Source organism: Mycolicibacterium neoaurum ATCC 25795, from assembly GCF_000691525.1.
GTDB lineage: Bacteria > Actinomycetota > Actinomycetes > Mycobacteriales > Mycobacteriaceae > Mycobacterium > Mycobacterium neoaurum.
Map to the genome: position 1 here is coordinate 175,660 of NZ_JMDW01000013.1, position 23,561 is coordinate 199,220.

Consider the following 23,561-nt stretch of genomic DNA (forward strand, 5'->3'; position numbering starts at 1 on the left):
AAGAACCACAGACTCGAACCATCCCGACAGCCGGGATGGCCAAACAAAGAAGGAGCCATCGTGGCCGCCAGTCAAGAAGAAATCATCGCCGGTCTCGCCGAGATCATCGAAGAGGTCACCGGCATCGAGCCCTCCGAGGTCACCCCGGAGAAGAGCTTCGTCGACGACCTGGACATCGACTCGCTGTCGATGGTCGAGATCGCCGTCCAGACCGAGGACAAGTACGGCGTGAAGATCCCCGATGAGGATCTCGCCGGTCTGCGCACCGTGGGTGACGTCGTCGCCTACATCCAGAAGCTCGAGGCCGAGAACCCCGAGGCCGCTGCCGCCCTGCGCGAGAAGTTTGGCTCGGAATGACCAAACCTTCCACTGCTAACGGCGGGTTCCCGAATGTCGTGGTAACCGCCGTCACGGCGACCACGTCGCTGGCACCGGACATCGAGAGCACGTGGAAGGGCTTGCTGGCCGGCGAGAGCGGCATCCGCAAGCTCGAGGACGACTTCGTCGAGAAGTGGGACCTGGCAGCCAAGATCGGTGGGCACCTCAAGGAGCCGCTCGATCCGCTGATGTCACGTCTGGAAATGCGACGGATGTCCTACGTGCAGCGGATGGCCAAGTACCTCGGCAACCAGCTCTGGGAGACCGCGGGCAAGCCGGAGGTCGATCCCGACCGTTTCTCGGTCGTGATCGGCACCGGGCTCGGTGGCGGCGAGAAGATCGTCGAAACCTATGACGCGATGAACGAGGGCGGGCCCCGCAAGGTGTCCCCGCTCGCCGTTCAGATGATCATGCCCAACGGCGCAGCCGCCGTCGTCGGTCTCGAACTCGGGGCCCGTGCCGGTGTCATCACCCCCGTCTCGGCGTGTTCGTCGGGCTCGGAGGGCATCGCCCACGCATGGCGTCAGATCGTCATGGGTGATGCGGACATCGCGGTCTGCGGCGGCGTCGAGGGTGCCATCGAGGCGCTGCCGATCGCGGCGTTCTCGATGATGCGTGCGATGTCGACCCGCAACGATGATCCCGAGGCGGCTTCCCGGCCGTTCGACAAGGATCGTGACGGTTTCGTCTTCGGCGAGGCCGGCGCGCTCATGGTCATCGAGACCGAGGAGCACGCCCTGGCCCGTGGCGCCAAGCCGCTGGCCCGCCTGATGGGCGCCGGTATCACCTCCGATGCGTTCCACATGGTGGCTCCGGCCGCGGACGGCGCTCGCGCCGGCCAGGCCATGAAGCGCGCGATGGAGACCGCCGGGTTGTCTGCCAAGGACATCTCGCACGTCAACGCGCACGCTACGTCCACCTCGATCGGCGACGTCGCCGAGGCGAACGCCATCCGGGTCGCCGGTGTGGAGCACGCCGCGGTGTACGCGCCGAAGTCGGCGCTGGGCCACTCGATCGGTGCCGTCGGCGCCCTCGAGTCGATCCTGACCGTGCTGGCGCTGCGGGACGGTGTCATCCCGCCCACGCTCAACTACGAGACCCCCGATCCCGAGATCGATCTCGATGTTGTCGCGGGTGAGCCTCGTTATGGCGACTACCAGTACGCCATCAACAACTCGTTCGGTTTCGGTGGCCACAATGTGGCTCTGGCCTTCGGGCGGTACTGAGACAGAGCGTCACTGAGGCTTCAGAAGACAGGCCTTTTGGAAGATCGCAGTACATGAGGTGGGGAACGGCTTGAACAAGCTGTCTACGGGGAACGGTTTGCCCAACGTGGTCGTCACTGGCATCGCCATGACGACCGCGTTGGCCACCGATGCCGAAACAACATGGAAGAAACTGCTCGCCGGTGAGAGTGGCATCCGCCGGCTCGATGACCCGTTCGTCGAGGAGTACGACCTGCCGGTCCGCATCGGTGGTCACCTACTGGAGGATTTCGAGGACGAGCTCAACCGCGTCGAGAAGCGGCGGCTGTCCTATCTGCAGAAGATGTCCACCGTCATCGGCCGACGCGTCTGGGAGAACGCCGGGTCCCCCGACGTCGACCCCAAGCGGTTGATGGTCTCCATCGGAACCGGCCTCGGCTCGGCGGAAGAACTGATCTTCGCCTACGACGGCATGCGGGCCAAGGGTCTACGGGCCGTCTCTCCGTTGGTCGTGCAGATGTACATGCCCAACGGCGCGGCCGCTGCCGTCGGACTGGAGCGCAAGGCCAAAGCCGGTGTGAACACCGTCATCTCGGCCTGCGCATCGGGATCGGAAGGTATCGCCAACGCGTGGCGCAACATCGTCTTCGGTGAAGCCGATATCGCCATCTGCGGTGGCGTCGAGACCAAGATCGAGGCGGTACCCATCGCCGGGTTCGCCCAGATGCGCATCGTGCTGTCGAACACCAACGACGACCCGCAGGGCGCCTGTCGGCCATTCGACGTCGACCGCAACGGGTTCGTCTTCGGCGAAGGCGGCGCGATGATGGTCATCGAGACCGAGGAGCACGCCAAGGCGCGCGGCGCCAACATCCTTGCTCGCATCATGGGTGCCAGCGTCACATCCGACGGCTTCCACATCGTGGCGCCGGACCCCAACGGTGAGCAGGCCGGCCACGCGATGAGCCGGTCCATCGAGCTGGCGGGGCTACAGCCCTCGGATATCGACCATGTCAACGCGCACGCCACCGGCACGTCCGTCGGTGACGTCGCCGAAGGTGTGGCGATCAACAACGCCATGAAGGGCCACAAGCCCGCGGTGTACGCGCCCAAGTCCGCGCTGGGCCATTCGGTCGGTGCGGTCGGTGCGGTGGAGTCGATTCTCACCGTGCTCGCCTTGCGTGACGGGGTCATCCCGCCCACGCTGAACCTGAAGAATCTGGATCCCGAGATCGACCTGGACGTGGTGGCTGGCGAGCCGCGCACCGGCAACTACCAATACGCGATCAACAACTCGTTCGGATTCGGTGGGCACAATGTGGCGCTCACCTTCGGAAAGTACTGAACAAAGTAAAACCCGAGGGCGCCGGTCACCATCCGACGCGTAAGAGGAGGACTGGATGACCATCATGGCTCCCGAAGCGGCCGCCGAGTCGCTCGACCCACGTGATCCGCTGCTGCGGCTGAGCACGTTCTTCGACGACGGCAGCGTCGCGCTGCTGCACGAGCGCGACAAGTCCGGTGTGCTCGCCGCATCCGGCACCGTCAACGGTGTGAAGACCATCGCGTTCTGCACCGACGGCACCGTGATGGGCGGCGCGATGGGCATCGAGGGATGTGCGCACATCGTCGACGCCTACGACACCGCCATCGAGGAGCAGAGCCCGATCGTGGGCATCTGGCACTCCGGCGGTGCGCGGCTGGCCGAGGGCGTCAAGGCGCTGCACGCGGTCGGTCTGGTCTTCGAGGCGATGATCCGGGCTTCGGGATACATCCCGCAGATCTCGGTGGTCGTCGGCTTCGCCGCCGGCGGCGCCGCCTACGGACCGGCACTGACCGACGTCATCATCATGGCCCCGGACAGCAAGGTCTTCGTGACCGGTCCGGACGTGGTGCGCAGCGTGACCGGCGAGGACGTCGACATGGTGTCCCTCGGCGGCCCGGAGGCCCATCACAAGAAGTCCGGCGTGTGCCACATCGTGGCCGACGACGAGCTCGACGCCTACGAGCGCGGCCGTCGCCTGGTCGGATTGTTCTGCCAGCAGGGCCATTTCGACCGCAGCAAGGCCGAGTCCGGTGATGTCGACCTCAAGGCCCTGATGCCCGAGTCGGCCCGCCGTGCCTACGATGTGCACCCCATCGTCGAGGCGTTGTTGGATTCGGACGCCCCATTCGAGGAGTTCCAGTCCCGCTGGGCCCCGTCGATCGTGGTCGGCCTCGGCCGGCTCGCCGGCCGCTCGGTCGGCGTGATCGCCAACAACCCGCTGCGCCTCGGCGGCTGCCTGAACTCCGAGAGTGCCGAGAAGTCGGCACGTTTCGTGCGGTTGTGCGATGCCTTCGGCATCCCGCTGGTGGTCGTGGTGGACGTGCCGGGATACCTGCCCGGCGTCGACCAGGAGTGGGGTGGCGTGGTCCGGCGTGGTGCCAAACTGTTGCACGCCTTCGGTGAGGCCACCGTCCCGCGGGTCACGCTGGTGACCCGCAAGATCTACGGCGGCGCCTACATCGCCATGAACTCCCGTTCGCTGGGCGCCACCAAGGTGTTCGCCTGGCCGGATGCCGAGGTAGCCGTCATGGGCGCCAAGGCCGCCGTCGGCATCCTGCACAAGCGCAAGCTCGCCGCCGCCGCGGACCATGAGCGCGATGCGCTGCACGAGGAACTGGCCGCCGAGCACGAGCGGATCGCCGGTGGGGTGGACAGTGCCATCGAGATCGGTGTGGTGGACGCCAAGATCGATCCTGCGCACACCCGCAGCGTGATCACCCAGGCGCTGGCCGAGGCCCCCGCCCGGCGCGGTCGGCACAAGAACATCCCGCTGTAACCTTCAGCCGGGCCGAATGGCCGGTGACGACACGCTCTCCCCGGAAAGCCGTGTCATCACCGGCCATTCGCCGTGTCAGCGGGTGGTTCAGCGGGTGGTGTAGCCGCCGTTGGCGAAGACGGTCTGCCCGGTGATCCAATGTCCCTCGCCGGCAAGGAACAACACCAGCGGGGCGATGTCCTCGATGCGCGTCAGACGCCCGCCCATGCCCTGGGACTTGTGGAACTCCACCCGCTCGGGGGTCTCCTGACCGTAGAAGAACGGCGTGTCCATCGGACCGGGGCCGATGTTGTTGACGTTGATCCCGCGCGCCGCGAACTCCTTGGCGGCCGCGCGGGTGAAGTGCTCGACCGGGCTCTTGGCGCCGGCATAGGTGGAATAGCCGTCGGTGAATGCGGCCAGCAGGGCGGTGACGATGGTGATGACCGAGCCGTTGTCGGCGAGGCGACGCCCCGCCTGCTGCAGGAAGAAGTAGGCCGCCTTGGCATTGATGTCGAACATGGAGTCGTACTCGGCCTCGGTGGTCTCCACGATGGGCTTGCGCAGGACCTTGCCCACGGTGTTGATCGCGATATCGACTCCCCCGAACGCATCGACGGCGGTGTCGAACAACCTCTCGACATTGGCGGGCACGGTCAGATCGCCCTGCACCTTGATGGCCTTGACGCCGGCCCGCTCGGCCTCGGCGACCGTCGCATCGGCATCGGCCTCGGTGGCCGAACTGTTGTAGTGCACCGCGACATTGACACCGCGATGCGCCAGACTCCGGCTGATCAGACCACCCAGATTCTTGGCACCGGCCGCGACGACTGCTGACTTTCCCGTGATTTCGCTCATGTATCGCACGCTATCGACCGGTCAAACAATTGGAAAACAGATATAAACTGACTTATGACAAGTGATACTTGTAGATTGATCGTATGACTCTCGACCTTCGGCGACTGGGCCACTTCGTCGCCGTGGCCGAGGCAGGTAGCTTCACCGCCGCAGCGACCACCCTGCACATCACCCAGCAGGCGCTGAGCCAATCGGTCCAGCTGCTCGAAAAAGAGCTCGGTGCCGAGCTTTTCACCCGGTCCGGACGCCGCATCACCCCGACCGCGGCCGGCGCACAACTGCTGATCGAAGGACGGGTACTGCTGGCGGCCGCCGAGACCGTGGCCAATCGGGTGTCGCGAACCGCCGGGGATAGCCCCGAGGTGTTCGTGGTGGGACACACCCCGGCACTGAGCTCGGCCGAGGTGTACACCAGGCTCGAACCCGCGATCGACGGCTTCACCCACCTGTCGGTCACCTGCCGCCAGATGTATCCCGGCGAGCTGCTGCGCGAGATCCTCGACGGCACCGTGCACCTGGGGCTACGCCGCGGCATCGCGCCCACCGCCGAACTATCTTCAGCCACCATCGGTTACGACCGGGTCAGGGTTGCCGTACCTCGTGAGCACCGGTTGGCCGACGCCACGGTCATCGACATCCGCGAACTGGCCGGCGAGCAGATCGCCCTGTGGGCACCACCGGGCGCCTCGTACTACAGCGACTTCCTGATGGGCGCATGCCGGCGAGCGGGTTTCGAGCCAGACTTCGTCGTCAGCCGTGTCCAGGGCTCGGCGACGGTCGCCGCGCCGCTGACCACCGGGGCGCCGGCGTTCGTCACCACCCAGGCCGGGCCGGAGATGGATGGCCGGGTACGGGTCATCGACCTCGAACCCGATCTCCTCGTCGGTGTACAGGCACTGTGGCAACGGCACACCCGGTCGGCATTCCGTGACGCCGTTCTCGCGGCCCGCTGAGTCAGACGAACTCGGCCGCCGCCGCCTCGGCGCGCTCCCGGTCGCCGGCGACCAGACCGATCCTGGTTCGCCGGTCCAGGATGTCGTCCACGGTCAGGGCCCCCTCATGGGTGACCGCATACTCGAATTCGGCACGCAGCACGTCTATTCCATCGGCCACCTGCTCGGCGGGCCGGTCACAGCTCGCGGTGGCGAGGACATTCGACGCCTCGGCACCATAGCGGGCCATCAGGGACGCCGGCATCGGCATCGACGTGGATCGAGCGGCGACCGGGTTGGCGGGTGCACCGACCAGCGGCAGGTCACGGGTTCGGCAGGGTCCCGCGGTAAGCCGGCGCCGGGTGATCGCCTGATTCACCACATCCTCTGCCATGTAACGGTATTCGGTCAGCTTGCCACCGACGACGCTGATGACGCCGTCGGGCGACTCGGTGACGGCGTGGTCACGCGACAGGTCCGCTGTCTCGCCCTCGCTCTCGATCAGCGGGCGCAGCCCGGCGTAGGCGCCACGTATGTCGTCCTCGGTCAGTGCGGTGTCCAGCGCGGTGTTGACGGTATCGAGCAAGAAGCGCACCTCGGCCGGGATGGGTTCTGGCACATCGGGTATCGGCCCGGGGGCATCCTCGTCGGTGAGGCCCAGGTACACCCTGCCGAGCTGTTCGGGCATCGCGAAGACGAATCGGTTCAGCGCACCGGGAATCGGGATGGTCAGTGCCGCGGTGGGATTACCGAAGGCGGCTGCGTCGAACACCAGGTGCGTGCCGCGGCTGGGCCGCAGGCGGATGGTCCGGTCGACCTCCCCCGCCCACACCCCGGTGGCGTTGACGACGGCACGCGATCGCAGCGCCATGGTCTGCCCGGTGAGCTCATCGGTCAACATCACCGAATCACCTTGCGCGCCCGTCACATTCGTCCGGGTCAGAATGATTGCGCCGTGCTGGGCCGCGGTGCGCGCCACCGCCGTGACCAGGCGCGCATCGTCGATGAGCTGACCGTCATAGGCCAGGAATCCACCGTCCAGACCGGCGCGGCGCACGGTCGGAGCCAGGTCGACGGCCGCGGTGACACCGACCCGCCGCGAGCGCGGTAACACCGACGCCGGCGTGCCCGCCAGCCGGCGCAGCCCGTCACCGGCGAGGAATCCGGTGCGGACCAGCGCCCGCGCCGGGCGCCCCATCGCCGGCAACAGCGGCACCAGTTGCGGCATGGCGTTGACCAGGTGAGGTGCCGTGCGCGACATCAGGATTCCGCGTTCGACAGCACTGCGGCGGGCGATGCCGATATTGCCCGAGGCCAAGTAGCGCAATCCACCGTGGACCAGTTTGGAGCTCCAGCGGCTGGTCCCGAATGCCAGGTCGTGCTTTTCGGCCAACACCACGTTCAGGCCGCGGGATGCCGCGTCGAGGGCGATCCCGGTGCCGGTGATGCCCCCACCGATGACCACCAGGTCGACGACGCCACCGTCGCCGAGTGCGGTCAACTCGGCGGTGCGGCGGGTCCGGTTGAGGGCGCTGTCGCGTATCGAGCTCATGGCGTCAGATATCCGTTCAGGGCGTGGGCGAGTTCATCGGCGAGCGCGTCGGCGTCCAGGATCGGTTCGACCATCTGGGCGGACTGCACGGTGGACTGGGTGATGAGCAGGCACATCGCGGCCAGCCGGCGCGGATCACCGGCGCGGACGCTGCCGTCTTCCTGGGCCAGTTTGAGTTGCCCGGCGACGGCGTCGATGAGGATCTGCTGGCTGGTGCCGAGCCGCTCGGCGATGTACACCATGGCCAGCTCGGGTGCGTCGTGCAGGACCGACATCACGATCTGATCGTGGCGCAGTCGGCGTGCCACCCCGACGATGCGTGCCACCAGGGCACGGCGGCCGGTCTCGCTGTCCCCCGCGTCGTCGAGCACGCGCACCACACGGGCGGTCAGCAGCGCCGCAAGGATCGACTGGGTGTCCGGAAATCGGCGGTACACCGTCGGACGGCTGATCCCGGCACGACGGGCGATCTCGGCCAGTGTCACCCGGTCCACCCCATAGGCGAGCACGCACTCGGCGGCTGCGTCGAGAATACGATCCCCGACCGAGTCCTCGTTACTGATTGACACCATGTGTAATACTGTAACGCATGACGCGAGCCCACACCGACCTGCTGCCCCCGATGAAGTGGAACGCCTGGGGAGATCCGCGGGCCGCCAAGCCGCTGTCCGACGGTATTCGTGGTCTGCTCAAGCAGGCCCTTGGCATAGACGGACCAGCCGATCCGGAACTGGCAGCCGATGACGTGCGACTGCGGCCGTCGGCGCTGCGCGATGCCGACCGCGACGCCCTGCAGGCCGTCCTCGGTGCCGAGCACGTCCGCACCGATCACCAGAGCCGACTGTTGCGCGCCGGCGGCAAGTCGACACCGGATCTGCTGCGCCGCAAGAGCACCGGCGAACAAGATGCGCCCGATGCCGTGCTGCTCCCCGCCGACGAGGCCGCGGTGATCGAGGTGCTCAAGGTATGCAGCGAGCGGGGCATCGCCGTCGTTCCCTTCGGCGGCGGCACCAGCGTGGTCGGCGGGCTCGATCCTGATCGCGGTGAGTTCGCCGCCGTGGTGTCGGTGGACCTGCGCCGACTCGATGCGCTACACCATCTCGACCCGATCTCCGGGGAGGCCGAGCTCGGTGCCGGCGTCACCGGCCCGCAAGCCGAGGAACTGCTTGGTGCGCAGGGGTTCTCACTCGGACACTTCCCGCAGAGCTTCCAGTTCGCCACCATCGGCGGCTTCGCCGCCACCCGCTCCTCCGGTCAGGACTCCGCAGGTTATGGCCGATTCGACGATATGGTGCGCGGTCTGACCGTGGCCACCCCCGCCGGTGTGCTCGACCTCGGCCGCGCCCCTGCCTCGGCGGCAGGCCCCGACCTGCGGCAGCTGATCGTCGGTTCGGAGGGCGTCTTCGGCATCATCACCCGGGTCCGGGTTCGGGTACATCCGGTCCCTGAGACCACCCGTTACGAGGCGTGGTCATTCCCCGACTTCGGCACCGGCGCCGCGGCGCTGCGCGCGGTGGTGCAGACCGGCACCGGGCCGACGGTCATCCGCCTGTCCGACGAGGCCGAGACCGGCGTCAACCTGGCGACCACCGAGAGCATCGGTGAGCAGACCATCACCGGTGGCTGTCTGGCCATCACCGCGTTCGAGGGGTCCGCGGCGCACACCGAGAGCCGCCACGCCGAAACCGCCGCCGTCCTGCGGGCTCACGGTGGTACTTCGCTCGGCGACGGCGCAGCCCGAGCCTGGGAACACGGTCGGTTCAATGCCCCGTATCTGCGCGATTCCCTGCTGTCGGCCGGTGCGCTGTGCGAGACGCTGGAAACCGCGACCAACTGGTCGAATATCGCCGCGCTCAAGGACGCGGTCACCGAGGCGCTCACCGATTCACTGGGCCAGGCGCTGGTGATGTGCCATATTTCGCATGTGTACCCCACCGGCGCGTCGCTGTACTTCACGGTGGTCGCCGCCCAGCAGGGCGACCCGATCGAGCAGTGGCGGCGCGCCAAGATCGCCGCCTCCGAGGCGATGGTGCGCACCGCGGCGACCATCACCCATCATCACGCCGTGGGCGCCGATCACCGGCCGTGGATGCGGGCCGAGGTGGGCGACCTCGGCATCGACATCCTGCGGGCGGTCAAGTCGGTCCTCGACCCGGTCGGAATCATGAACCCGGGCAAGCTGATCCCGTGATCAAGCGGGTCACCGTCCTGACCAACCCGGCGTCGGGACACGGCAGCGCACCGCATGCCGCCGAACGCGCCGTCGCACAGTTGCACCGCCGCGGGGTCGACGTGGTGGCCGTCGCGGGCCGCGATCCCGCTCATGCCCGACAGCTCGTCGAGGGTGCCCTTGAGCGTGGGATGGACGCGCTGGTCGTGGTCGGCGGTGACGGGATCATCTCGCTGGCATTGCAGGTTCTCGCCACCACGGGTATCCCGCTGGGCATCATCCCGGCCGGCACCGGTAACGACCATGCGCGCGAGTTCGGTATTCCGACAAAGGATCCCGAGACCGCGGCGGATATCGTCGTCGACGGGCGGGCGGCGACGGTGGATCTGGGACGCATCGTCGGCGCCGACGGAACTCAGCGCTGGTTCGGTACCGTCATGGCCGCCGGTTTCGACTCGCTGGTGACCGACAGGACCAACCGGATGCGATGGCCGCACGGGCGGATGCGATACAACTTGGCGATGGTCGCGGAGATCTCCGCACTCCGACTGCTGCCGTTCCGGCTGACCTTCGACGGTGTCGAGGAGCAGACCGACCTGACGCTGGCGGCCTTCGGCAACACCCGCAGCTACGGCGGCGGTATGCGGATCTGTCCTGGCGCCGACCCGACCGACGGGCTGCTCGACGTCACCATGGTCGCGTCGGCATCCCGAACGCGGCTCATCCGCTTGTTCCCCACGGTCTTTCGAGGCACCCATGTCGATCTCGACGAGGTGCAGACCCGGCGGGCCCGGGTGATCACGGTCGACTGCCCGGCAATCAACGCCTATGCCGACGGGGAGTTCGTCTGCCCGTTGCCCGTCGAGGTGTCCGCGGTGCCGGGTGCGCTGACGGTGCTGCGCCCCTGACCCGGAAGGCCCCTCAGATCAGGCGATCAGCACTCGCCGTGTTCGTTCACCGACACCCGCGGGACCGTGTGCGGGGCGATCTCGCTTCCCGGATCGGGCGACTGGGAGCAGACATCCCACATCGCCGGCGCCACGATCTTCCATGACGCGACCTGCTTATTGACATACTTGAGGGTGGGCCCGTTGCCGCCGACCGCCTCGGTGTACAGAGCCTGAGCCTTCTCCAGGTTCATACCCTGCAGTGAGGGCATGGTCCAGGTGGGTTCTGCTGCCGCAGTGGGCATTCCGGCAGCGGACAGAACAACCAGTGCGGCACCGGCCGCGGCGAACGCTGTCTTCGACTTCATAGCGCGAAGGTTAGCCAGCATTTCTGTAAGGAAGCTGGATCCCAGGCGTGACTCTCCTGTAAGCCGTGAAAACCGTTTCCGGGCAACCCAAATCGACCGAAAAACAGACTTCCTGGTGTGACTCAGCCCACTCCGCGATTGAGCCAGGTGACCTCGCCGGTGTCGCCGCCACCGCGATAGGGCTCCAACGACTCGTCCCACGCGGTGCCCAGGACGGAATCCAGATCGGCAGCCAGCGCATCGGCACCGGAGGCCATCAGGGCGCGCAATCGCTGTTCGCCGACCATCACGTCACCGTTGGCGCTCATCGCCCCACTCCACAACCCGAGCTGCGGGGTGTGGCACCAGCGGTGCCCGTCGACGCCCTCACTGGGGTCCTCGGTGACCTCGAAGCGCAGCACCGACCAGGATCGCAGCGCGTTCGCCAACTGAGCACCGGTACCCACCGGGCCCACCCAGTTGGTGACGGCACGCAGCTGCCCGGGCATGGCAGGTTGGGGCGTCCACTTGAGGTTCGCCCGCGCCGACAGGGTCGACGAAAGAGCCCACTCCACATGTGGGCATACCGCCGCGGGCGAGGCGTGAACGTAAACCACGCCAGTTGTCGCCTCGGCGAACTGGTTCGACGCACGCATACTTTTGCTCCTTCGGCTCCACGAGGGACGTCTTCCCCAACGACCTGGCGTTACCGAAATGTGCAGTTGTTTCGTGCGTGTCTATTGTGCCTTGTGAGACGCGTGTTGCGCTAGTGTGCGCCGAATTCTCTCAGGACTCCATCAGAGATCGCCGGCCACAGCTCGTACGCCCAGTCCCCGAAGTCGCGGTCGGCGAGCACCACCAGAGCCAGCTCGGCGATCGGATCGACCCACAGAAACGTCCCTGACTGGCCGAAATGCCCGAACGTCGACGGCGAGTTCGCGGCGCCGGTCCAGTGCGGCGACTTGTGCGAGCGCAGCTCGAATCCCAGCCCCCAGTCGTTGGGCCGTTGCGAGCCGAACCCGGGCAGCACACCGTTGAGCCCGGGAAACTGCACCGTCGTCGCTTCGGCGTGCAGTTCCGGCGTCACGAGCACCGGCCGCAGCAGATCACCGGCGAAGCGCACCAGATCGTCTACGCAGGACTGGCCACCGTGCCCAGCGGCGTCCGCCCCGCCGGCCAGGGATGATCCCGTCATGCCCAGCGGTTCGAACACCGCCTCGCGCAGGTAATCGGAGAACTCGATCTCGGTCGCGTCCTGCAGCGCGTTGGCCAGCAGAGCGAACCCGTAGTTGGAATAGACCCGCCGGGTGCCGGGCGCGGCCAGTTGATCCGGGCCCTGCATGCTCACCCCCGAGGTGTGCGCCAGCAGGTGTCGCACCGTCGCACCGGGTGGACCGGCGGGGGTATCCAGATCGAAGGCGCCCTCTTCGACGGCAACCTGTGCGGCGCGGGCCACCAGCGGCTTGGTCACCGAGGCCAACCGGAAGCGATGAGCGGTGTCCCCACGGTCGGCGAGCACGCCATCTGGGCCGACCACCGCGGCAGCGACCGTCGACACCGGCCAATCGTCGAGAAGTTCGAGCGCACCCACCCGCAGGATGCTACCGACGCCGAAACTGGACACCTGTCCGGCGAGGGTGGGTGCCGCGTATTAGGTTATAGGCATGAGTCAGACAGTGCGCGGTGTGATTTCCCGGTCCAAAGGTCAGCCCGTCGAGTTGGTCGACATCGTCATCCCCGATCCCGGTCCCGGCGAGGTCGTGGTCGCGATCCAGGCCTGCGGTGTCTGCCATACCGATCTGACCTACCGCGAGGGCGGGATCAACGATGACTACCCGTTCCTGCTCGGCCACGAGGCCGCCGGGATCGTCGAAAGCATCGGTGCGGGTGTCACCCATGTCGAGGTCGGCGATTTCGTGATCCTGAACTGGCGGGCGGTCTGCGGTGAGTGCCGCGCCTGCAAGCGTGGCCGCCCGCACCTGTGTTTCGACACCTTCAACGCCACCCAGAAGATGACGCTGACCGACGGCACCGAGCTGTCCCCCGCCCTGGGCATCGGCGCCTTCGCCGATAAGACCCTGGTGCACCAGGGCCAGTGCACCAAGGTCGATTCCACCGCCGACCCGGCCGTGGCCGGCCTGCTGGGCTGCGGCGTGATGGCCGGTATCGGCGCCGCGATCAACACCGGTGCGATCAACCGCGACGACACCGTGGCCGTCATCGGCTGCGGCGGCGTGGGTGATGCCGCCATTGCCGGCGCCGCCCTGGTCGGTGCGCGACGGATCATTGCCGTCGACGTCGACGACCGCAAGCTGCACACCGCCCGCGAGTTCGGCGCCACCCACACCATCAATGCCAAAGATCTCGATGCCGTGGACACGATCCAGGACCTCACCGACGGGTTCGGCGCCGATGTCGTCATCGACGCCGTCGGCCGCCCCGAAACCTGGAAGCAGGCCTTCTACGCTCGCGACCTGGCAGGCACCGTGGTCCTGGTGGGCGTGCCGACCCCGGACATGAAGTTGGAGATGCCGCTGGTCGACTTCTTCTCCCGCGGCGGGTCGCTGAAGTCGAGCTGGTACGGCGACTGCTTGCCCGAGCGCGATTTCCCCACCCTGATCAGCCTGTACCTGCAGGGCCGCCTGCCGGTAGAAAAGTTCGTGTCCGAACGCATCGGCCTCGATCAGGTCGAAGACGCCTTCCACAAGATGCATGCCGGTGAGGTGCTGCGCTCGGTGGTGGTCTTCTGATGGGCAGCGTAGAGCGGGTGGTCACCAGCGGCACCTTCGAACTCGACGGCGGCAGTTGGGATGTCGACAACAACATCTGGATCGTCGGCGACGATAAAGACGTCATCGTCTTCGACGCCGCCCACACCGCCGACCCGATCATCGACGCGGTCGCCGGACGCAATGTCGTCGCGGTGGTGTGCACCCACGGCCACAACGACCACATCACCGTCGCGCCGGAACTGGCCGAGGCCCTCGATGCCCCGGTGTTCCTGCACCCGGCCGATGAAATGCTGTGGCGCGCCGTGCACCCCGAGGCGGCGTTCCGCACCGTCGACGACGGCCTGGTGCTGACCGCCGGTGGGATCGAACTGCACGCCCTGCACACACCAGGGCACTCCCCGGGATCGGTGTGCTGGTCGGCACCGGCACTGAACGCCGTCGTCTCCGGCGACACCCTGTTCCAGGGCGGCCCGGGCGCCACCGGGCGGTCCTATTCGGACTTCCCGACCATCCTGAAATCGATTTCCTCGCGGTTGGGCACCCTGCCCGACGAGACCGTCGTATACACCGGCCATGGTGACACCACCACCATCGGGGGTGAGCTCGTGAACTATGACGAGTGGGTCAAGCGCGGCCACTAGGGCCCCGGCGACCCACCGGACGGCGTTTGCGGGCGGACGAATTTTTGTTTGCTGAGATTGCACGTCCATGCGACATTTCGCCAAATTGACGCGCATTTTCCCAGGTGCCGAGTTGCTAAAACTGCAGTAGCTGAATTGTTGTCCGCAGCAGGTGTTCGGCGGGGTTAAAGTCAGCTCATGGCTCGCCCGTGGTTGCGTACCCTCACGGCGTGTATCACCGTGGCGCTGACTGCTGCGTGCTCGGTCCAGTCACCCCAAGGGTCGATCCCCACCAGCTCGGGTGCACCCCAACCATTGGCCGCCACGACGTCGACGACGGCCACCCTCGGCGTCGAGGGAACCGCGCTCACCCTCGACGGAAAGCCGTGGTGGCCGATCGGCCTGAACGCCTATCAGCTGGGCACCGACTGGTCCATCAACGCCGGCTGCGGTGCGCAGGTCGACCTCGACACCTATTTCAGCCGGCTCCCGCCGCACTCGCTCACCCGGTTCAACGCCTTCTCCAGCCTGGCCGTCAACAAGTACACCGGGATGCTCGACTTCACCGCGCTGGACGCCGTCGTGCGTGCCGCCGAGCGGCACGGTCAGATGCTGATCGCGGTGCTCTCCAGCAACGAGGGCAGCTGCGAGGACGACACGTTCAAGGAATACGGCTGGTACACCGATGGCTGGACCACCAACCGGTCACCGGGCACGACGCTGACCTTCGCGCAGTGGCTGGACACCGCAGTGAAGCGGTGGGCGTCCTCACCCGCGGTGGCCGGCTGGACCGCCGTCGGCGAGCCGGAACCGTCGTTGTGCACCGACGACGGGTGCACCTGGCAGGCACGGTCCTGCCCGTCCGATGCCGCACAGGTGCTGCGCCAGTTCTACGACGCGACCGGTGCGCGCATCCACGAACTCGACCCGGGCACCACCGTGTTCAGCGGGCACGCCGGCGGTGGCCAATGCGGGTCGGCCGGCGACTCGTTCGAATACGTGAGCGCCTCACCCGGGATCGACGTCCTGGAGTACCACTTCTACGAGTCGACCGACTCGCTGCCCGGCAACGAGTACGACGGGCTGGCCCGCCGGGTCCAGCAGGCCCGGGCGCTCGACAAGCCTTTGGTGATCACCGAGGTCGGCATGGAAGCCGGATCGTGCGGTTCGGTCGGCGATCGTGAGCAGGTCCTGCGGGAGGCATTCGGCGAGATGCGCGATCAGGGCGCCGCCGGGGTGATGTTCTGGTCCTATGTCCCCGACCCGCGGCCCGGCCAGTGCACGCTGGACATCGGGCCCAGCGATCCGCTGATGCGGCTCGTCGGCACCACCACGTAGGCCGATTACCCAGCCCACACCGCCTAGGCCCGGCGTTTGCGATCAGGCTGAGCCTGTCGCTTTCTGTCCCGCGCCGCGGCACCGATAGTGGTTGCCATGACGACTTCGAACGGACGCTCCGCGGCCATCATCGGTGCCGGCCAGACCGGTGTGACGGCCGCACTCGGACTGCTGGACAACGGATTCGACGTCACCCTCTACAGCGATCGAGACCAGCACGCCTTGCGCAACGATGTGCCCGCCACCGGAACCGCGCTGATCTTCGGCAAGGCCCAGCAGGCCGAGGAAAGCCTGGGACTGAACACCTATCTGGCCACCGCGCCCACCTCGACCGGACAGAGCGTCCGCGTCGTCGCCGACGGTGCCGAGGCGATCGCGTTCGACGGTTGGTTCGACGGTGCCCGCGGTGTAGCGGTCGATACCCGACTCAAGGCCGACGACCGGCTGACCCTCTTCGGCCGCCGCGGAGGCCACTTCGTGGTCGAGTCGGTGGACCCGCAACGACTCGACACCATCGCAGCCCGCGCCGACCTCACGTTGGTCGCCACCGGCCGCGGCGGGCTCTCGGCGCTCTTTCCCGTCGACAGCACCCGCACCCCCTACGACAGGCCGCAGCGCTCGCTGCTGGCGTTCTCGGTCACCGGGCTGGGGCATGGTCCCGACGTCTTCGCCCACCGGGGTTCGGGCGGCGGCAGCCACCATGCGTTCACCGTCGTGGCCGGGCAGGGCGAATCGTTCTGGGGCCCCTATCTGCACAAGGACGCGGGCCCGAGCTGGGCCTTCCTGGGCTGGGCGCATCCCGGCAGCGACTGGGATCGGCGCTTTGCCACCGTGACCGATGCGGTATCGGCGCTGCGGATCGCCACGGGATTGCATCACGATTACATCGACTGGGACCTACCGGAGGTCAGCCGGCTTCGGGTGATCGACGAGGATCCGCACTCGTGGCTGACCGGGGCGGTAACCCAGGTGGTCCGGAAGGCGGTGGGCAGCACGGCCTCCGGCCATCCCGTGTTGGCCCTCGGTGACACCGCGATCTCCTATGACCCGATTGCCGGGCAGGGCGCCCAGGGCGGCCTCATCCAGACCGCCGATCTGGTGCGCAGGGCCGCATCCCATGACGGCCCGTTCGACACCGATTGGCTGACAACATCATTCGAGGATTTCTACCACCACCGCGGCCGCGCCGCCCAGCGCGTCACCCAGTTGTTCCTGTCCGACCCCGCCTTCGCCGACTACGGCAGCCTGTTCTTCGCCGCCGCGAGCGCCAGCCCGCGCTTCGCCGGGAAGCTGGTCAGCCTGCTCGACGACCCGACACCCTTCGAATCGGTGACCTCCGAGGACGGGGCCAAGGCGCTCATCACCGAGTTCGCCGGTGAACCCGCCGACGAGGTGGTCGCCCGGTTCCGGCCTGCGGGTCGGTTCGAGCGATCGCAGCTGCTGCAATCAGCCGCCTAGCAGCCGACGCTTTTCGGATTCGAACTCGGCATCGGTGAGGGCGCCGGAGTCGCGCAGTGCCGCCAGCGTCTTGAGACCTTCGAGGCGGATCCCGTCATCGGTGGGGATATAGGAGGCCGGCGCCTCGCCGAGGGTGAAGGTCGGCGTAACCGGCTGCGATCTCGCCCGCCACCGCGCGGCCCACACCCTCGCGATGACCAGGTCGACGAGCCCGAGACCGAACACCGCGGCACACCACCACGGCGCTTGTCCCAGCGGGCTGCCATGCCCGAACGCCAACCGCGGACTGACGAAGGCACTGACGTCACCCTCGGTGCGCACGGTGTAGGTGCCCGCCTCGGCAACCCGGGCCACCCAGACCCGAACCCTGGCATCGCTGTTGACCGTCGTCGTGCCACCGATGTTCTCGACGATCTCCGGCTCCGGCACCCCGGCCGGCGGATCGATGGCCATCCGCATGTCCGGGATCGGCAGGCCCGCGCCGCCGGCGCTGCCGATGATCTGCGTGTGGAAGCTGATGTTGACCTCACCCGACGGCAGCTGCAGCTCGGCCCGGCCGGGGATCGGCACCTCACCGTAGGCGTTGTACCGGTCCAGCACGAAGGCGTTCAGGATCAGGGTGGTGACGAAGCCGATCCCGGCCGCCACCATGATCAACACGGCGACGAAGGTGAGCAACCGGGGTGCGGCGGCGGGACGCATGGCAGGAAGTGTGGCACGCCCACCATCACCGCTGCCGGACATCGCGGCGCACGGCGGCCGTCGGTACTAACCTCACGAGCATGCCCGAGTCCAGTGTCGTGGTGCGGCCGATCCCGGTCGGCAGCGGTGACTACAGTGCCAGCTCTCGGTTGCAGGCGGCCGGGCTCAACCAGGCGATCCGGTTGTTCGAGGAAGCCGCCGCGGCGGTACCCATTCCTCAGCCGCCGCTGCCCATCGTCATCGCCGACTATGGTGCGGCCAACGGACACAACTCGCTGCTGCCGCTCAACGCGGCGATCACAACGCTGCGCGGGCGGACCCGGCCCGAGCATTCGATCCTGGTGACGCACACCGATGTGCCGGAGAACGATTTCAGTGCGTTGTTCCGGGTACTGCGTGAAGACCCGGACAGTTATCTGCGTCGCGATCCCGCGACCTTCGCGTCCGCGGTCGGTCGGTCGTTCTACAGCCAGATCCTGCCCGCCAACACCGTCAACCTCGGCTGGTCGGCCTGGTCGATCCTGTGGCTGAGCAGCGTTCCCGCCGTGGTGGGCGATCACATCCACGCCTCGTTCAGTGCCGACAGCACCGCACGACTGGCGCATGACCGGCTGGCGGCCAGGGACTGGCACGAGTTCGTCGCCTATCGCGGCCGGGAGTTGTGCCCCGGCGGGCGCGTGGTGGTGATGACGATGGCCATCTCCTCCGACGGTGAGTTCGGGTACCGGGCGCTGTTCGAGGCACTGATGGCCGAACTCGGCGAACTCGCGGCACGTGCGGTGATCACCGCCGACGAACTCATGCAGATGTCGCTACCCATCGCCGGTCGCCGCACGGCGGATTTCACCACACCGTTCGCTCCCTCCGGGCGGTTGGAACAGCTGACGATCGAACACCTCGAGGTGTTCGACGCCGAGGACCGGTTCTGGCGTCAGTACCAGAAGGACGGGGACACAGCGGCTTTCGGCGCGCAGTGGGGTGATTTCCTGCAGGCCGCGGTGATCCCGGTGTTGGCCGGTTTCGTCGCCGCGGAACGCCGATCGGCGTTCGGCGCGCAGCTACGGTCGGGGGTGACCGCCAGGATGGCGGCCGAACCGCAGGAGACCCAGATCCCGATGGCCCAGATCGTCCTGCACAAGAAACCGCGCGGCTGACCCGGCCAGATCACATGAAGGCGGGAACGGCCGCGTCGATAAGATGCGGTCCCGGCTCGGCCAACGCCGCGCTGAACTGTGCCGCCAACTCCTCGGCGGTGCCTGCACGGCTGGCCGGAACCCCGAAACCTGCTGCAATGGCGACGAAGTCGATATCGGGGTTGCCGATGTCCAGCAGGGAGCGGGCCTTCGCACCGCCGGTGCCCTCACCCTGGCCTGCCCCCACCCTGGCCAGCTCCATCTGCAGGATCGCGTAGGCGTGGTTGTTCAGGATGACCACGGTGATGTCAAGGTTCTCGCGCGCCATCGTCCACAACGCCGAAATCGTGTACAACGCACTGCCATCGGCCTGCAGCGCGATCACCGGCCGGTCCGGGGCCGCCACGGCGGCACCGACGGCCACCGGCAGTCCCTGCCCTATCGCGCCTCCGGTCAGGGTGAGCACGTCGTGGGCCGGCGCACCGGCTGTGGCCGCAGGCACCAGCACCCCGCTGGTATTGGCCTCATCGGAGATGATGGCGTCCGGCGGTAACAGCGCACCGATGACCTGTGCCCAATTCGCCGCCGTCAGCGGCCCTTTCGGCAGCTCCGGTCGAGGTGTATCGGGCAGCGACAGCGGTCCGGCACCGAGTTGATCGACCAGGCCGTCCAGTTCGTCGGGCGCCATCACGTGGGTCTGGACCCCGATCGGGACCAGACCGCTGGGCTTGCCCGGATAGGCGAAGAACGCCACCGGTGCGCGCGCCCCGACCAGTACCAGGTGCGAGGCACCGGTCAGTTGCTGTTCGGCCTGCTCGGCAAGGTATCCGAGCCGGTCGACCGCCGGTATCCCCTTCCCGCGGCGCAGGCGGGCGGGGAAGGTTTCCACCAGCATGCGTGCGCCGGTGGCCGCGGCGATGCGTGCCGCGGCGGTCAGCCCGGCCTCCGTCGTCGCGGCACCACCGAGCAGCAGGACGGTTTCGCGGCCATGCGCGCGCAACGCCTCCAGGGCAGCCTCGGCACCGGAGCGCGCGTCGCTGGCCGTCGCGGTGGTCGGTGTGACGAGTTCATCGGGGGCCTGCGCCTCGCTCCAGGAGTAATCCGCGGGCAGGATGACGGTCGCGATCCGCCCGGGTGGTCCGGCCGCGGCGGCGATGGCGGCGTCGACGGCCGGGGCCAGCTGCGCGCCCGATTCCGGGCGGAAGACCACTCCGTCCGGCCAACCGGCGAGCGCCTCGATATCGGACTGCAGCGGCGCATCGAATTCGACGTGGTGGGTGGCGTGGTCGCCGACGATGTTGACCACCGGGGTGTGGGCGCGCCGCGCGTTGTGCAGATTGGCCAGCCCGTTGGCCAGTCCCGGCCCCAGGTGCAACAAGGTGGCGGCCGGGTGCCCCGCGATGCGCGCATAACCGTCTGCTGCGCCGGTCGCCACTCCCTCGAACAGGCAGAGCACCGCCCGCATCTGCGGTGTGTTGTCCAGTGCGGCAACGAAATGCATCTCCGAGGTGCCCGGGTTGGCGAAGCACACGTCCACCCCGCCGCCCAGCAGTCGTTGCAGGACGGTATCCGCACCGGAGGCCATCAGCGAATGGTACCGGCGCCCGGGATGAGGGGAAGATCCAGTGCGGTCACCCAGCCCGGCGGGAGATCGTTGACCGCCGGTACGGCGTTGAGCGCCCGCAGGCCCGTCGCCAGGCACCCCGCTGCTGCCGCGTCCCGGCCGGACCCGTCGGTGAACCGGAACGCGGTCTCCTGCGAGATGCTCGGCGTTCCCTCGATATCGACGCGGTACACGTCGTTGTCGTTGCCGGTCGGCCAGTCCGGGGCGGCGTCGAGTCCGATCCGGTTGACATGCTCGAGCTGGATGCGGGTCGTGCCCCGGTAGCGTCCGTTGATGGTGAACCGGACGGCCGCGACATTGCCCGCCGCTATGACACCCTTGGCCGACGGCCGGTCGGTCGAGGTCACCCATTTGTCCCAGGTCGTGGTGATCTCGTCGAGGGTGATGCCCGCGGCATGAGCGATCATCGGAACCGTTGCGCCCCAGGCCATGATGAGGATCTCCGGGCTTTCCAGCAGCGGACGGTACTGCGGCGGCCGCCCGATGCCCATCTCGAACTCGTAATCACCGGTGTAGTTGGTGTAGTCGAGCAGTTCCGAGGCTCGCACCGTCCTGACCTCCGAGCACAGCCCCATCAACGTCAGCGGGAACAGGTCGTTGGCGAAACCGGGATCGATCCCGGTGGTGAAGCAGGATGCTCCCCCGGCCACGCAGGCGTCGGTGATCGGTTGGATCCAGTTGGGCGGGTTGAGATGCATCGTGGGCCAAACCCATGGGGTCATGGCCGTGGAGACGACATCGATTCCCGCGCGTAAAAAGCGGCTGATCAGGTCGATGTTCGCATCGGCCTGCGCGGCGGTAGGCCCGTAGTGCACCAGCGCATCGGGCCGCAATGCGATGAGGGCATCGACATCATCGGTGGCCGTGATCCCGAGTTGGCGGCCCAGCGCGCAGATGTCTCCGACATCGCGTCCGGCCTTCGCCGGATTGCTGACCCCGACCCCGACGAGTTCGAAGTTCGGGTGGGTGACGATTTCGCCGATCACCATCGACCCGACGAAACCGGTCCCCCACACCACCACCCGCTTGGGCGACGCGCTCATCGCGGCAGCCCTAGAAGCACCGGCGCAGGCCGCCTGGCTCGCAGATCAGCGGGTACTGGGTGATCGGGATCGGCAGCGGCCGTGCATAGGTCAGCGTGAACGGGAACTTCTCCAGCGTGGCATTCAGCCCACACACCTGGTTGTGCGACACGGTGCGCGTGCCGGTCATGGTGATGGTGTTGAATGCGAACGTCTCGAACAGCGGCTGGGTGCTGCCATCCGGACACGTCAACCCGTCCACCGAGTTGATGTTGTAACTCCACTGCCCGCCCACCAGTTTCGCGATACCACCCTTGGCGACGGTGTTGGGCGTCGAGCTGACGGTCAGCTGGCAGGCGACCGGGTCGCGGATCTCGACGCGCAGATCGCCGACGACGGGCACGCAGACCGGGTAGATCGACCACGCCGCGTCGGGCAGGCCCTCCTGCTTGAAGGTGTAGACCCCCTCCAGCACCTGCTGTTGCGGGTTCGCCCCGGCCGGTGCGGCCGGACCGATCATCGCCACACCAGCGGCCAGCAACACGGCACTGAACAATCCGCGAAGTATGTTCACACGTCGCAGTATTGCAGGGCGCTTCTGGCCCGTCCGGCGTTTGCCCCGTGAGAGGGTGCCGGGTATGACCTCATTGGACGGAAAAGTCGCATTGATCACCGGGGCGTCGGCCGGACTCGGCGCCGCAACGGCCACCCTGTTCGCCGAACGTGGGGCCACGGTGTACGGCGTGGCCAGGGACACCGATCGGATGGCCGAGGTGTTCGGCAACGTGCCGGGTGGCCGGTTCGGCTCCTACGACATCTCCTCCGCCGAGGCCTGTGCGCAGGCGGTGGCCGACTGCGTCGAGGCGTTCGGGCGCATCGACGTGCTGGCCAATGTGGCCGGTTTCCACCAGATGCGGCGCACCGCCGGCGTGACCGATGCCGACTGGGCGTTCGATCTCGCGGTCAATCTCAACGGGCCGTTCTATCTCAGCCGCGCCGCCCTGCCCCATCTGCTGGCCACCGGCGGCAACATCGTCAATGTGGCGTCGGTGGCCGGTGTGGAGGGCGAGGTGTACTCGGCGGGGTACTGCGCGGCCAAGCACGGGCTCGTCGGGTTGACCCGGGCGATGGCCGTGGAGTTCACCAGGGAGGCGCTGCGCGTCAACGCGGTCTGTCCCGGCGGGATGCTGACCGCCCAGGTCACCGATTTCTCGGCGCCCGAGGATGCCGACTGGGAGCTGATCATGCGGATCGCCGCACCGCGCGGAATGATGGATCCGGTCGACGTCGCCAAGACCATCGCCTTCTTGGCCAGTGACGACGCCGCCGCCATCCACGGCGCGGTCTACCGGGTCGACAACGGAAAGGGCGCCGACTGATGAGCGAGATCGATACCGACACACAATCCGTCGGCACCGTGGGCAGCACCGAGGTGCAGGGTTCCATCGGCACCGTCGGCAGTACCGCGGTCGTCGGCTCGATCGGCACCGTCGGCAGTGCCGGGGTCGCCGGGTCCATCGCCACGGTGAACAGTGCGGGTGTCGCGGGTTCGATCGCAACCGGTGGAAGTGCCGGGGTGGCGGGCGGATTCGCCGTCGTCGGCACGGCCTTCTCGGTGCTGTGCGCGGCGCTGGTCGGCTGCGTGGCCTGCATCGCGTGCGTGGCCTGCCGCAAATGTGCGGCGTGTGTGGCCTGTGCCGGCTGCGTCGATTGCGTCGGCTGTATCGGCTGCGTGAACTGCTCGGGCCTGCGCGGCGCGGTCGGTCTGCGCGACGTGCACGCCTGATGCGCCGAGTGGACCC

At 67.6% G+C, this 23,561-nt stretch carries 24 protein-coding genes; 14 read left to right on the plus strand and 10 right to left on the minus strand.

The features are described from left to right. Positions 1 to 60 precede the first annotated feature (60 nt). The 4 genes from acpM to IC40_RS0120210 all read left to right on the plus strand — a co-directional run bounded on the left by acpM (position 61) and on the right by IC40_RS0120210 (position 4,405). Positions 61 to 357, plus strand: coding sequence for a meromycolate extension acyl carrier protein AcpM (gene acpM, locus IC40_RS0120195; RefSeq protein ID WP_030136494.1), 297 nt, complete (start codon positions 61 to 63; stop codon positions 355 to 357). Next, the gene (kasA, locus tag IC40_RS0120200) at positions 354 to 1,604 is read left to right on the plus strand and encodes a 3-oxoacyl-ACP synthase KasA (RefSeq protein ID WP_030136495.1); all 1,251 of its coding nucleotides are present in this window, start codon (positions 354 to 356) and stop codon (positions 1,602 to 1,604) included. The genes acpM and kasA overlap by 4 nt, the downstream gene beginning before the upstream one ends. 70 nt (positions 1,605 to 1,674) lie before the next feature. Then, positions 1,675 to 2,928, plus strand: a complete 1,254-nt coding sequence (gene kasB, locus IC40_RS0120205; protein WP_030136496.1) for a 3-oxoacyl-ACP synthase KasB — start codon at positions 1,675 to 1,677, stop codon at positions 2,926 to 2,928. 55 nt (positions 2,929 to 2,983) lie between these two features. Further along, positions 2,984 to 4,405, plus strand: a complete 1,422-nt coding sequence (locus IC40_RS0120210; protein ID WP_030136497.1) for an acyl-CoA carboxylase subunit beta — start codon at positions 2,984 to 2,986, stop codon at positions 4,403 to 4,405. An 87-nt stretch (positions 4,406 to 4,492) separates the two neighbouring features. Here the strand turns inward: IC40_RS0120210 and IC40_RS0120215 are convergent, their stop codons facing one another. Continuing rightward, positions 4,493 to 5,242: an SDR family oxidoreductase gene (locus IC40_RS0120215; RefSeq protein WP_030136498.1), complete on the minus strand. Its 750-nt coding sequence runs from the start codon at positions 5,240 to 5,242 to the stop codon at positions 4,493 to 4,495. An 83-nt stretch (positions 5,243 to 5,325) separates the two neighbouring features. On the opposite strand from IC40_RS0120215, the gene IC40_RS0120220 reads away from it, so the two are divergent. Further along, positions 5,326 to 6,195, plus strand: a complete 870-nt coding sequence (locus tag IC40_RS0120220; protein ID WP_030136499.1) for a LysR family transcriptional regulator — start codon at positions 5,326 to 5,328, stop codon at positions 6,193 to 6,195. Between the two features lies 1 nt (position 6,196). On the opposite strand, the gene IC40_RS0120225 is transcribed toward IC40_RS0120220, so the two are convergent. Beyond that, positions 6,197 to 7,726: a glycerol-3-phosphate dehydrogenase/oxidase gene (locus IC40_RS0120225; protein WP_030136500.1), complete on the minus strand. Its 1,530-nt coding sequence runs from the start codon at positions 7,724 to 7,726 to the stop codon at positions 6,197 to 6,199. Further along, on the minus strand, positions 7,723 to 8,298 hold the full coding sequence (locus IC40_RS0120230; RefSeq protein WP_030136501.1) for a TetR/AcrR family transcriptional regulator: 576 nt from the start codon (positions 8,296 to 8,298) through the stop codon (positions 7,723 to 7,725). Before IC40_RS0120230 ends, IC40_RS0120225 begins: the two co-directional genes overlap by 4 nt. 50 nt (positions 8,299 to 8,348) lie before the next feature. Between IC40_RS0120230 and IC40_RS0120235 the strand changes: the two genes are divergently transcribed. Both IC40_RS0120235 and IC40_RS0120240 read left to right on the plus strand, forming a co-directional pair. Further along, positions 8,349 to 9,917 carry an FAD-binding oxidoreductase gene (locus IC40_RS0120235; RefSeq protein ID WP_030136502.1) on the plus strand — a complete coding sequence of 523 codons (1,569 nt, stop codon included), beginning with the start codon at positions 8,349 to 8,351 and terminating at the stop codon, positions 9,915 to 9,917. Beyond that, the gene (locus IC40_RS0120240; protein ID WP_036470450.1) at positions 9,917 to 10,804 is read left to right on the plus strand and encodes a diacylglycerol kinase; all 888 of its coding nucleotides are present in this window, start codon (positions 9,917 to 9,919) and stop codon (positions 10,802 to 10,804) included. The genes IC40_RS0120235 and IC40_RS0120240 overlap by 1 nt, the downstream gene beginning before the upstream one ends. A 26-nt stretch (positions 10,805 to 10,830) precedes the next feature. Here the strand turns inward: IC40_RS0120240 and IC40_RS0120245 are convergent, their stop codons facing one another. The 3 genes from IC40_RS0120245 to IC40_RS0120255 form a co-directional block, all read right to left on the minus strand. Beyond that, positions 10,831 to 11,151, minus strand: coding sequence for a PASTA domain-containing protein (locus tag IC40_RS0120245; RefSeq protein WP_019513331.1), 321 nt, complete (start codon positions 11,149 to 11,151; stop codon positions 10,831 to 10,833). Between the two features lie 122 nt (positions 11,152 to 11,273). Then, on the minus strand, positions 11,274 to 11,786 hold the full coding sequence (locus IC40_RS0120250; protein ID WP_023986000.1) for a DUF3145 domain-containing protein: 513 nt from the start codon (positions 11,784 to 11,786) through the stop codon (positions 11,274 to 11,276). Positions 11,787 to 11,896: 110 nt separating this feature from the next. Continuing rightward, positions 11,897 to 12,721 carry a serine hydrolase domain-containing protein gene (locus IC40_RS0120255; protein ID WP_030136505.1) on the minus strand — a complete coding sequence of 275 codons (825 nt, stop codon included), beginning with the start codon at positions 12,719 to 12,721 and terminating at the stop codon, positions 11,897 to 11,899. A 73-nt stretch (positions 12,722 to 12,794) separates the two neighbouring features. Between IC40_RS0120255 and IC40_RS0120260 the strand changes: the two genes are divergently transcribed. From IC40_RS0120260 to IC40_RS0120275, 4 genes are all read left to right on the plus strand, one after another. Further along, positions 12,795 to 13,880 (plus strand): S-(hydroxymethyl)mycothiol dehydrogenase, encoded by a 1,086-nt coding sequence (locus IC40_RS0120260; protein ID WP_030136506.1) that lies wholly within the window; start codon positions 12,795 to 12,797, stop codon positions 13,878 to 13,880. Next, the gene (locus IC40_RS0120265; RefSeq protein WP_030136507.1) at positions 13,880 to 14,503 is read left to right on the plus strand and encodes an MBL fold metallo-hydrolase; all 624 of its coding nucleotides are present in this window, start codon (positions 13,880 to 13,882) and stop codon (positions 14,501 to 14,503) included. Before IC40_RS0120260 ends, IC40_RS0120265 begins: the two co-directional genes overlap by 1 nt. Positions 14,504 to 14,680: 177 nt before the next feature. Continuing rightward, entirely contained in the window at positions 14,681 to 15,820 is a 1,140-nt protein-coding gene (locus tag IC40_RS0120270) for a cellulase family glycosylhydrolase (protein ID WP_110783252.1), read from the plus strand. 96 nt (positions 15,821 to 15,916) lie between these two features. Further along, positions 15,917 to 17,278 carry a styrene monooxygenase/indole monooxygenase family protein gene (locus tag IC40_RS0120275; protein WP_030136509.1) on the plus strand — a complete coding sequence of 454 codons (1,362 nt, stop codon included), beginning with the start codon at positions 15,917 to 15,919 and terminating at the stop codon, positions 17,276 to 17,278. On the opposite strand, the gene IC40_RS0120280 is transcribed toward IC40_RS0120275, so the two are convergent. Further along, positions 17,267 to 17,980, minus strand: a complete 714-nt coding sequence (locus tag IC40_RS0120280) for an SHOCT domain-containing protein (protein ID WP_030136510.1) — start codon at positions 17,978 to 17,980, stop codon at positions 17,267 to 17,269. The genes IC40_RS0120275 and IC40_RS0120280 overlap by 12 nt on opposite strands. 80 nt (positions 17,981 to 18,060) lie before the next feature. Between IC40_RS0120280 and IC40_RS0120285 the strand changes: the two genes are divergently transcribed. Then, a complete protein-coding gene (locus tag IC40_RS0120285) occupies positions 18,061 to 19,134 on the plus strand; it encodes a class I SAM-dependent methyltransferase (protein WP_030136511.1) in 1,074 nt (357 codons plus the stop codon). A gap of 10 nt (positions 19,135 to 19,144) precedes the next feature. On the opposite strand, the gene IC40_RS0120290 is transcribed toward IC40_RS0120285, so the two are convergent. The 3 genes from IC40_RS0120290 to IC40_RS0120300 are packed head-to-tail and all read right to left on the minus strand — an operon-like array spanning position 19,145 to position 22,333. Continuing rightward, positions 19,145 to 20,698: an acetolactate synthase large subunit gene (locus tag IC40_RS0120290; protein ID WP_030136512.1), complete on the minus strand. Its 1,554-nt coding sequence runs from the start codon at positions 20,696 to 20,698 to the stop codon at positions 19,145 to 19,147. Beyond that, positions 20,698 to 21,780, minus strand: a complete 1,083-nt coding sequence (locus tag IC40_RS0120295) for an NAD(P)H-dependent amine dehydrogenase family protein (RefSeq protein ID WP_030136513.1) — start codon at positions 21,778 to 21,780, stop codon at positions 20,698 to 20,700. Before IC40_RS0120295 ends, IC40_RS0120290 begins: the two co-directional genes overlap by 1 nt. Before the next feature lie 10 nt (positions 21,781 to 21,790). Then, positions 21,791 to 22,333, minus strand: a complete 543-nt coding sequence (locus tag IC40_RS0120300; protein WP_030136514.1) for a hypothetical protein — start codon at positions 22,331 to 22,333, stop codon at positions 21,791 to 21,793. Between the two features lie 64 nt (positions 22,334 to 22,397). Between IC40_RS0120300 and IC40_RS0120305 the strand changes: the two genes are divergently transcribed. Together IC40_RS0120305 and IC40_RS0120310 are read left to right on the plus strand one after the other, a co-directional pair. Continuing rightward, complete coding sequence (locus IC40_RS0120305) at positions 22,398 to 23,138, plus strand: SDR family NAD(P)-dependent oxidoreductase (RefSeq protein WP_030136515.1); 741 nt, start codon at positions 22,398 to 22,400, stop codon at positions 23,136 to 23,138. Next, complete coding sequence (locus IC40_RS0120310) at positions 23,138 to 23,545, plus strand: hypothetical protein (protein ID WP_030136516.1); 408 nt, start codon at positions 23,138 to 23,140, stop codon at positions 23,543 to 23,545. The genes IC40_RS0120305 and IC40_RS0120310 overlap by 1 nt, the downstream gene beginning before the upstream one ends. Positions 23,546 to 23,561: the final 16 nt, after the last annotated feature.

Bases quoted from the DNA above. Each gene is read 5' to 3' on its own strand.
- kasA (WP_030136495.1), top strand. From the start codon at position 354: ATGACCAAACCTTCCACTGCTAACGGCGGGTTCCCGAATGTCGTGGTA.
- IC40_RS0120210 (WP_030136497.1), top strand. From the start codon at position 2,984: ATGACCATCATGGCTCCCGAAGCGGCCGCCGAGTCGCTCGACCCACGT.
- IC40_RS0120215 (WP_030136498.1), bottom strand. From the start codon at position 5,242: ATGAGCGAAATCACGGGAAAGTCAGCAGTCGTCGCGGCCGGTGCCAAG.
- IC40_RS0120220 (WP_030136499.1), top strand. From the start codon at position 5,326: ATGACTCTCGACCTTCGGCGACTGGGCCACTTCGTCGCCGTGGCCGAG.
- IC40_RS0120225 (WP_030136500.1), bottom strand. From the start codon at position 7,726: ATGAGCTCGATACGCGACAGCGCCCTCAACCGGACCCGCCGCACCGCC.
- IC40_RS0120230 (WP_030136501.1), bottom strand. From the start codon at position 8,298: ATGGTGTCAATCAGTAACGAGGACTCGGTCGGGGATCGTATTCTCGAC.
- IC40_RS0120235 (WP_030136502.1), top strand. From the start codon at position 8,349: ATGAAGTGGAACGCCTGGGGAGATCCGCGGGCCGCCAAGCCGCTGTCC.
- IC40_RS0120245 (WP_019513331.1), bottom strand. From the start codon at position 11,151: ATGAAGTCGAAGACAGCGTTCGCCGCGGCCGGTGCCGCACTGGTTGTT.
- IC40_RS0120250 (WP_023986000.1), bottom strand. From the start codon at position 11,786: ATGCGTGCGTCGAACCAGTTCGCCGAGGCGACAACTGGCGTGGTTTAC.
- IC40_RS0120260 (WP_030136506.1), top strand. From the start codon at position 12,795: ATGAGTCAGACAGTGCGCGGTGTGATTTCCCGGTCCAAAGGTCAGCCC.
- IC40_RS0120265 (WP_030136507.1), top strand. From the start codon at position 13,880: ATGGGCAGCGTAGAGCGGGTGGTCACCAGCGGCACCTTCGAACTCGAC.
- IC40_RS0120270 (WP_110783252.1), top strand. From the start codon at position 14,681: ATGGCTCGCCCGTGGTTGCGTACCCTCACGGCGTGTATCACCGTGGCG.
- IC40_RS0120275 (WP_030136509.1), top strand. From the start codon at position 15,917: ATGACGACTTCGAACGGACGCTCCGCGGCCATCATCGGTGCCGGCCAG.
- IC40_RS0120280 (WP_030136510.1), bottom strand. From the start codon at position 17,980: ATGCGTCCCGCCGCCGCACCCCGGTTGCTCACCTTCGTCGCCGTGTTG.
- IC40_RS0120285 (WP_030136511.1), top strand. From the start codon at position 18,061: ATGCCCGAGTCCAGTGTCGTGGTGCGGCCGATCCCGGTCGGCAGCGGT.
- IC40_RS0120290 (WP_030136512.1), bottom strand. From the start codon at position 20,698: ATGGCCTCCGGTGCGGATACCGTCCTGCAACGACTGCTGGGCGGCGGG.
- IC40_RS0120295 (WP_030136513.1), bottom strand. From the start codon at position 21,780: ATGAGCGCGTCGCCCAAGCGGGTGGTGGTGTGGGGGACCGGTTTCGTC.
- IC40_RS0120305 (WP_030136515.1), top strand. From the start codon at position 22,398: ATGACCTCATTGGACGGAAAAGTCGCATTGATCACCGGGGCGTCGGCC.
- IC40_RS0120310 (WP_030136516.1), top strand. From the start codon at position 23,138: ATGAGCGAGATCGATACCGACACACAATCCGTCGGCACCGTGGGCAGC.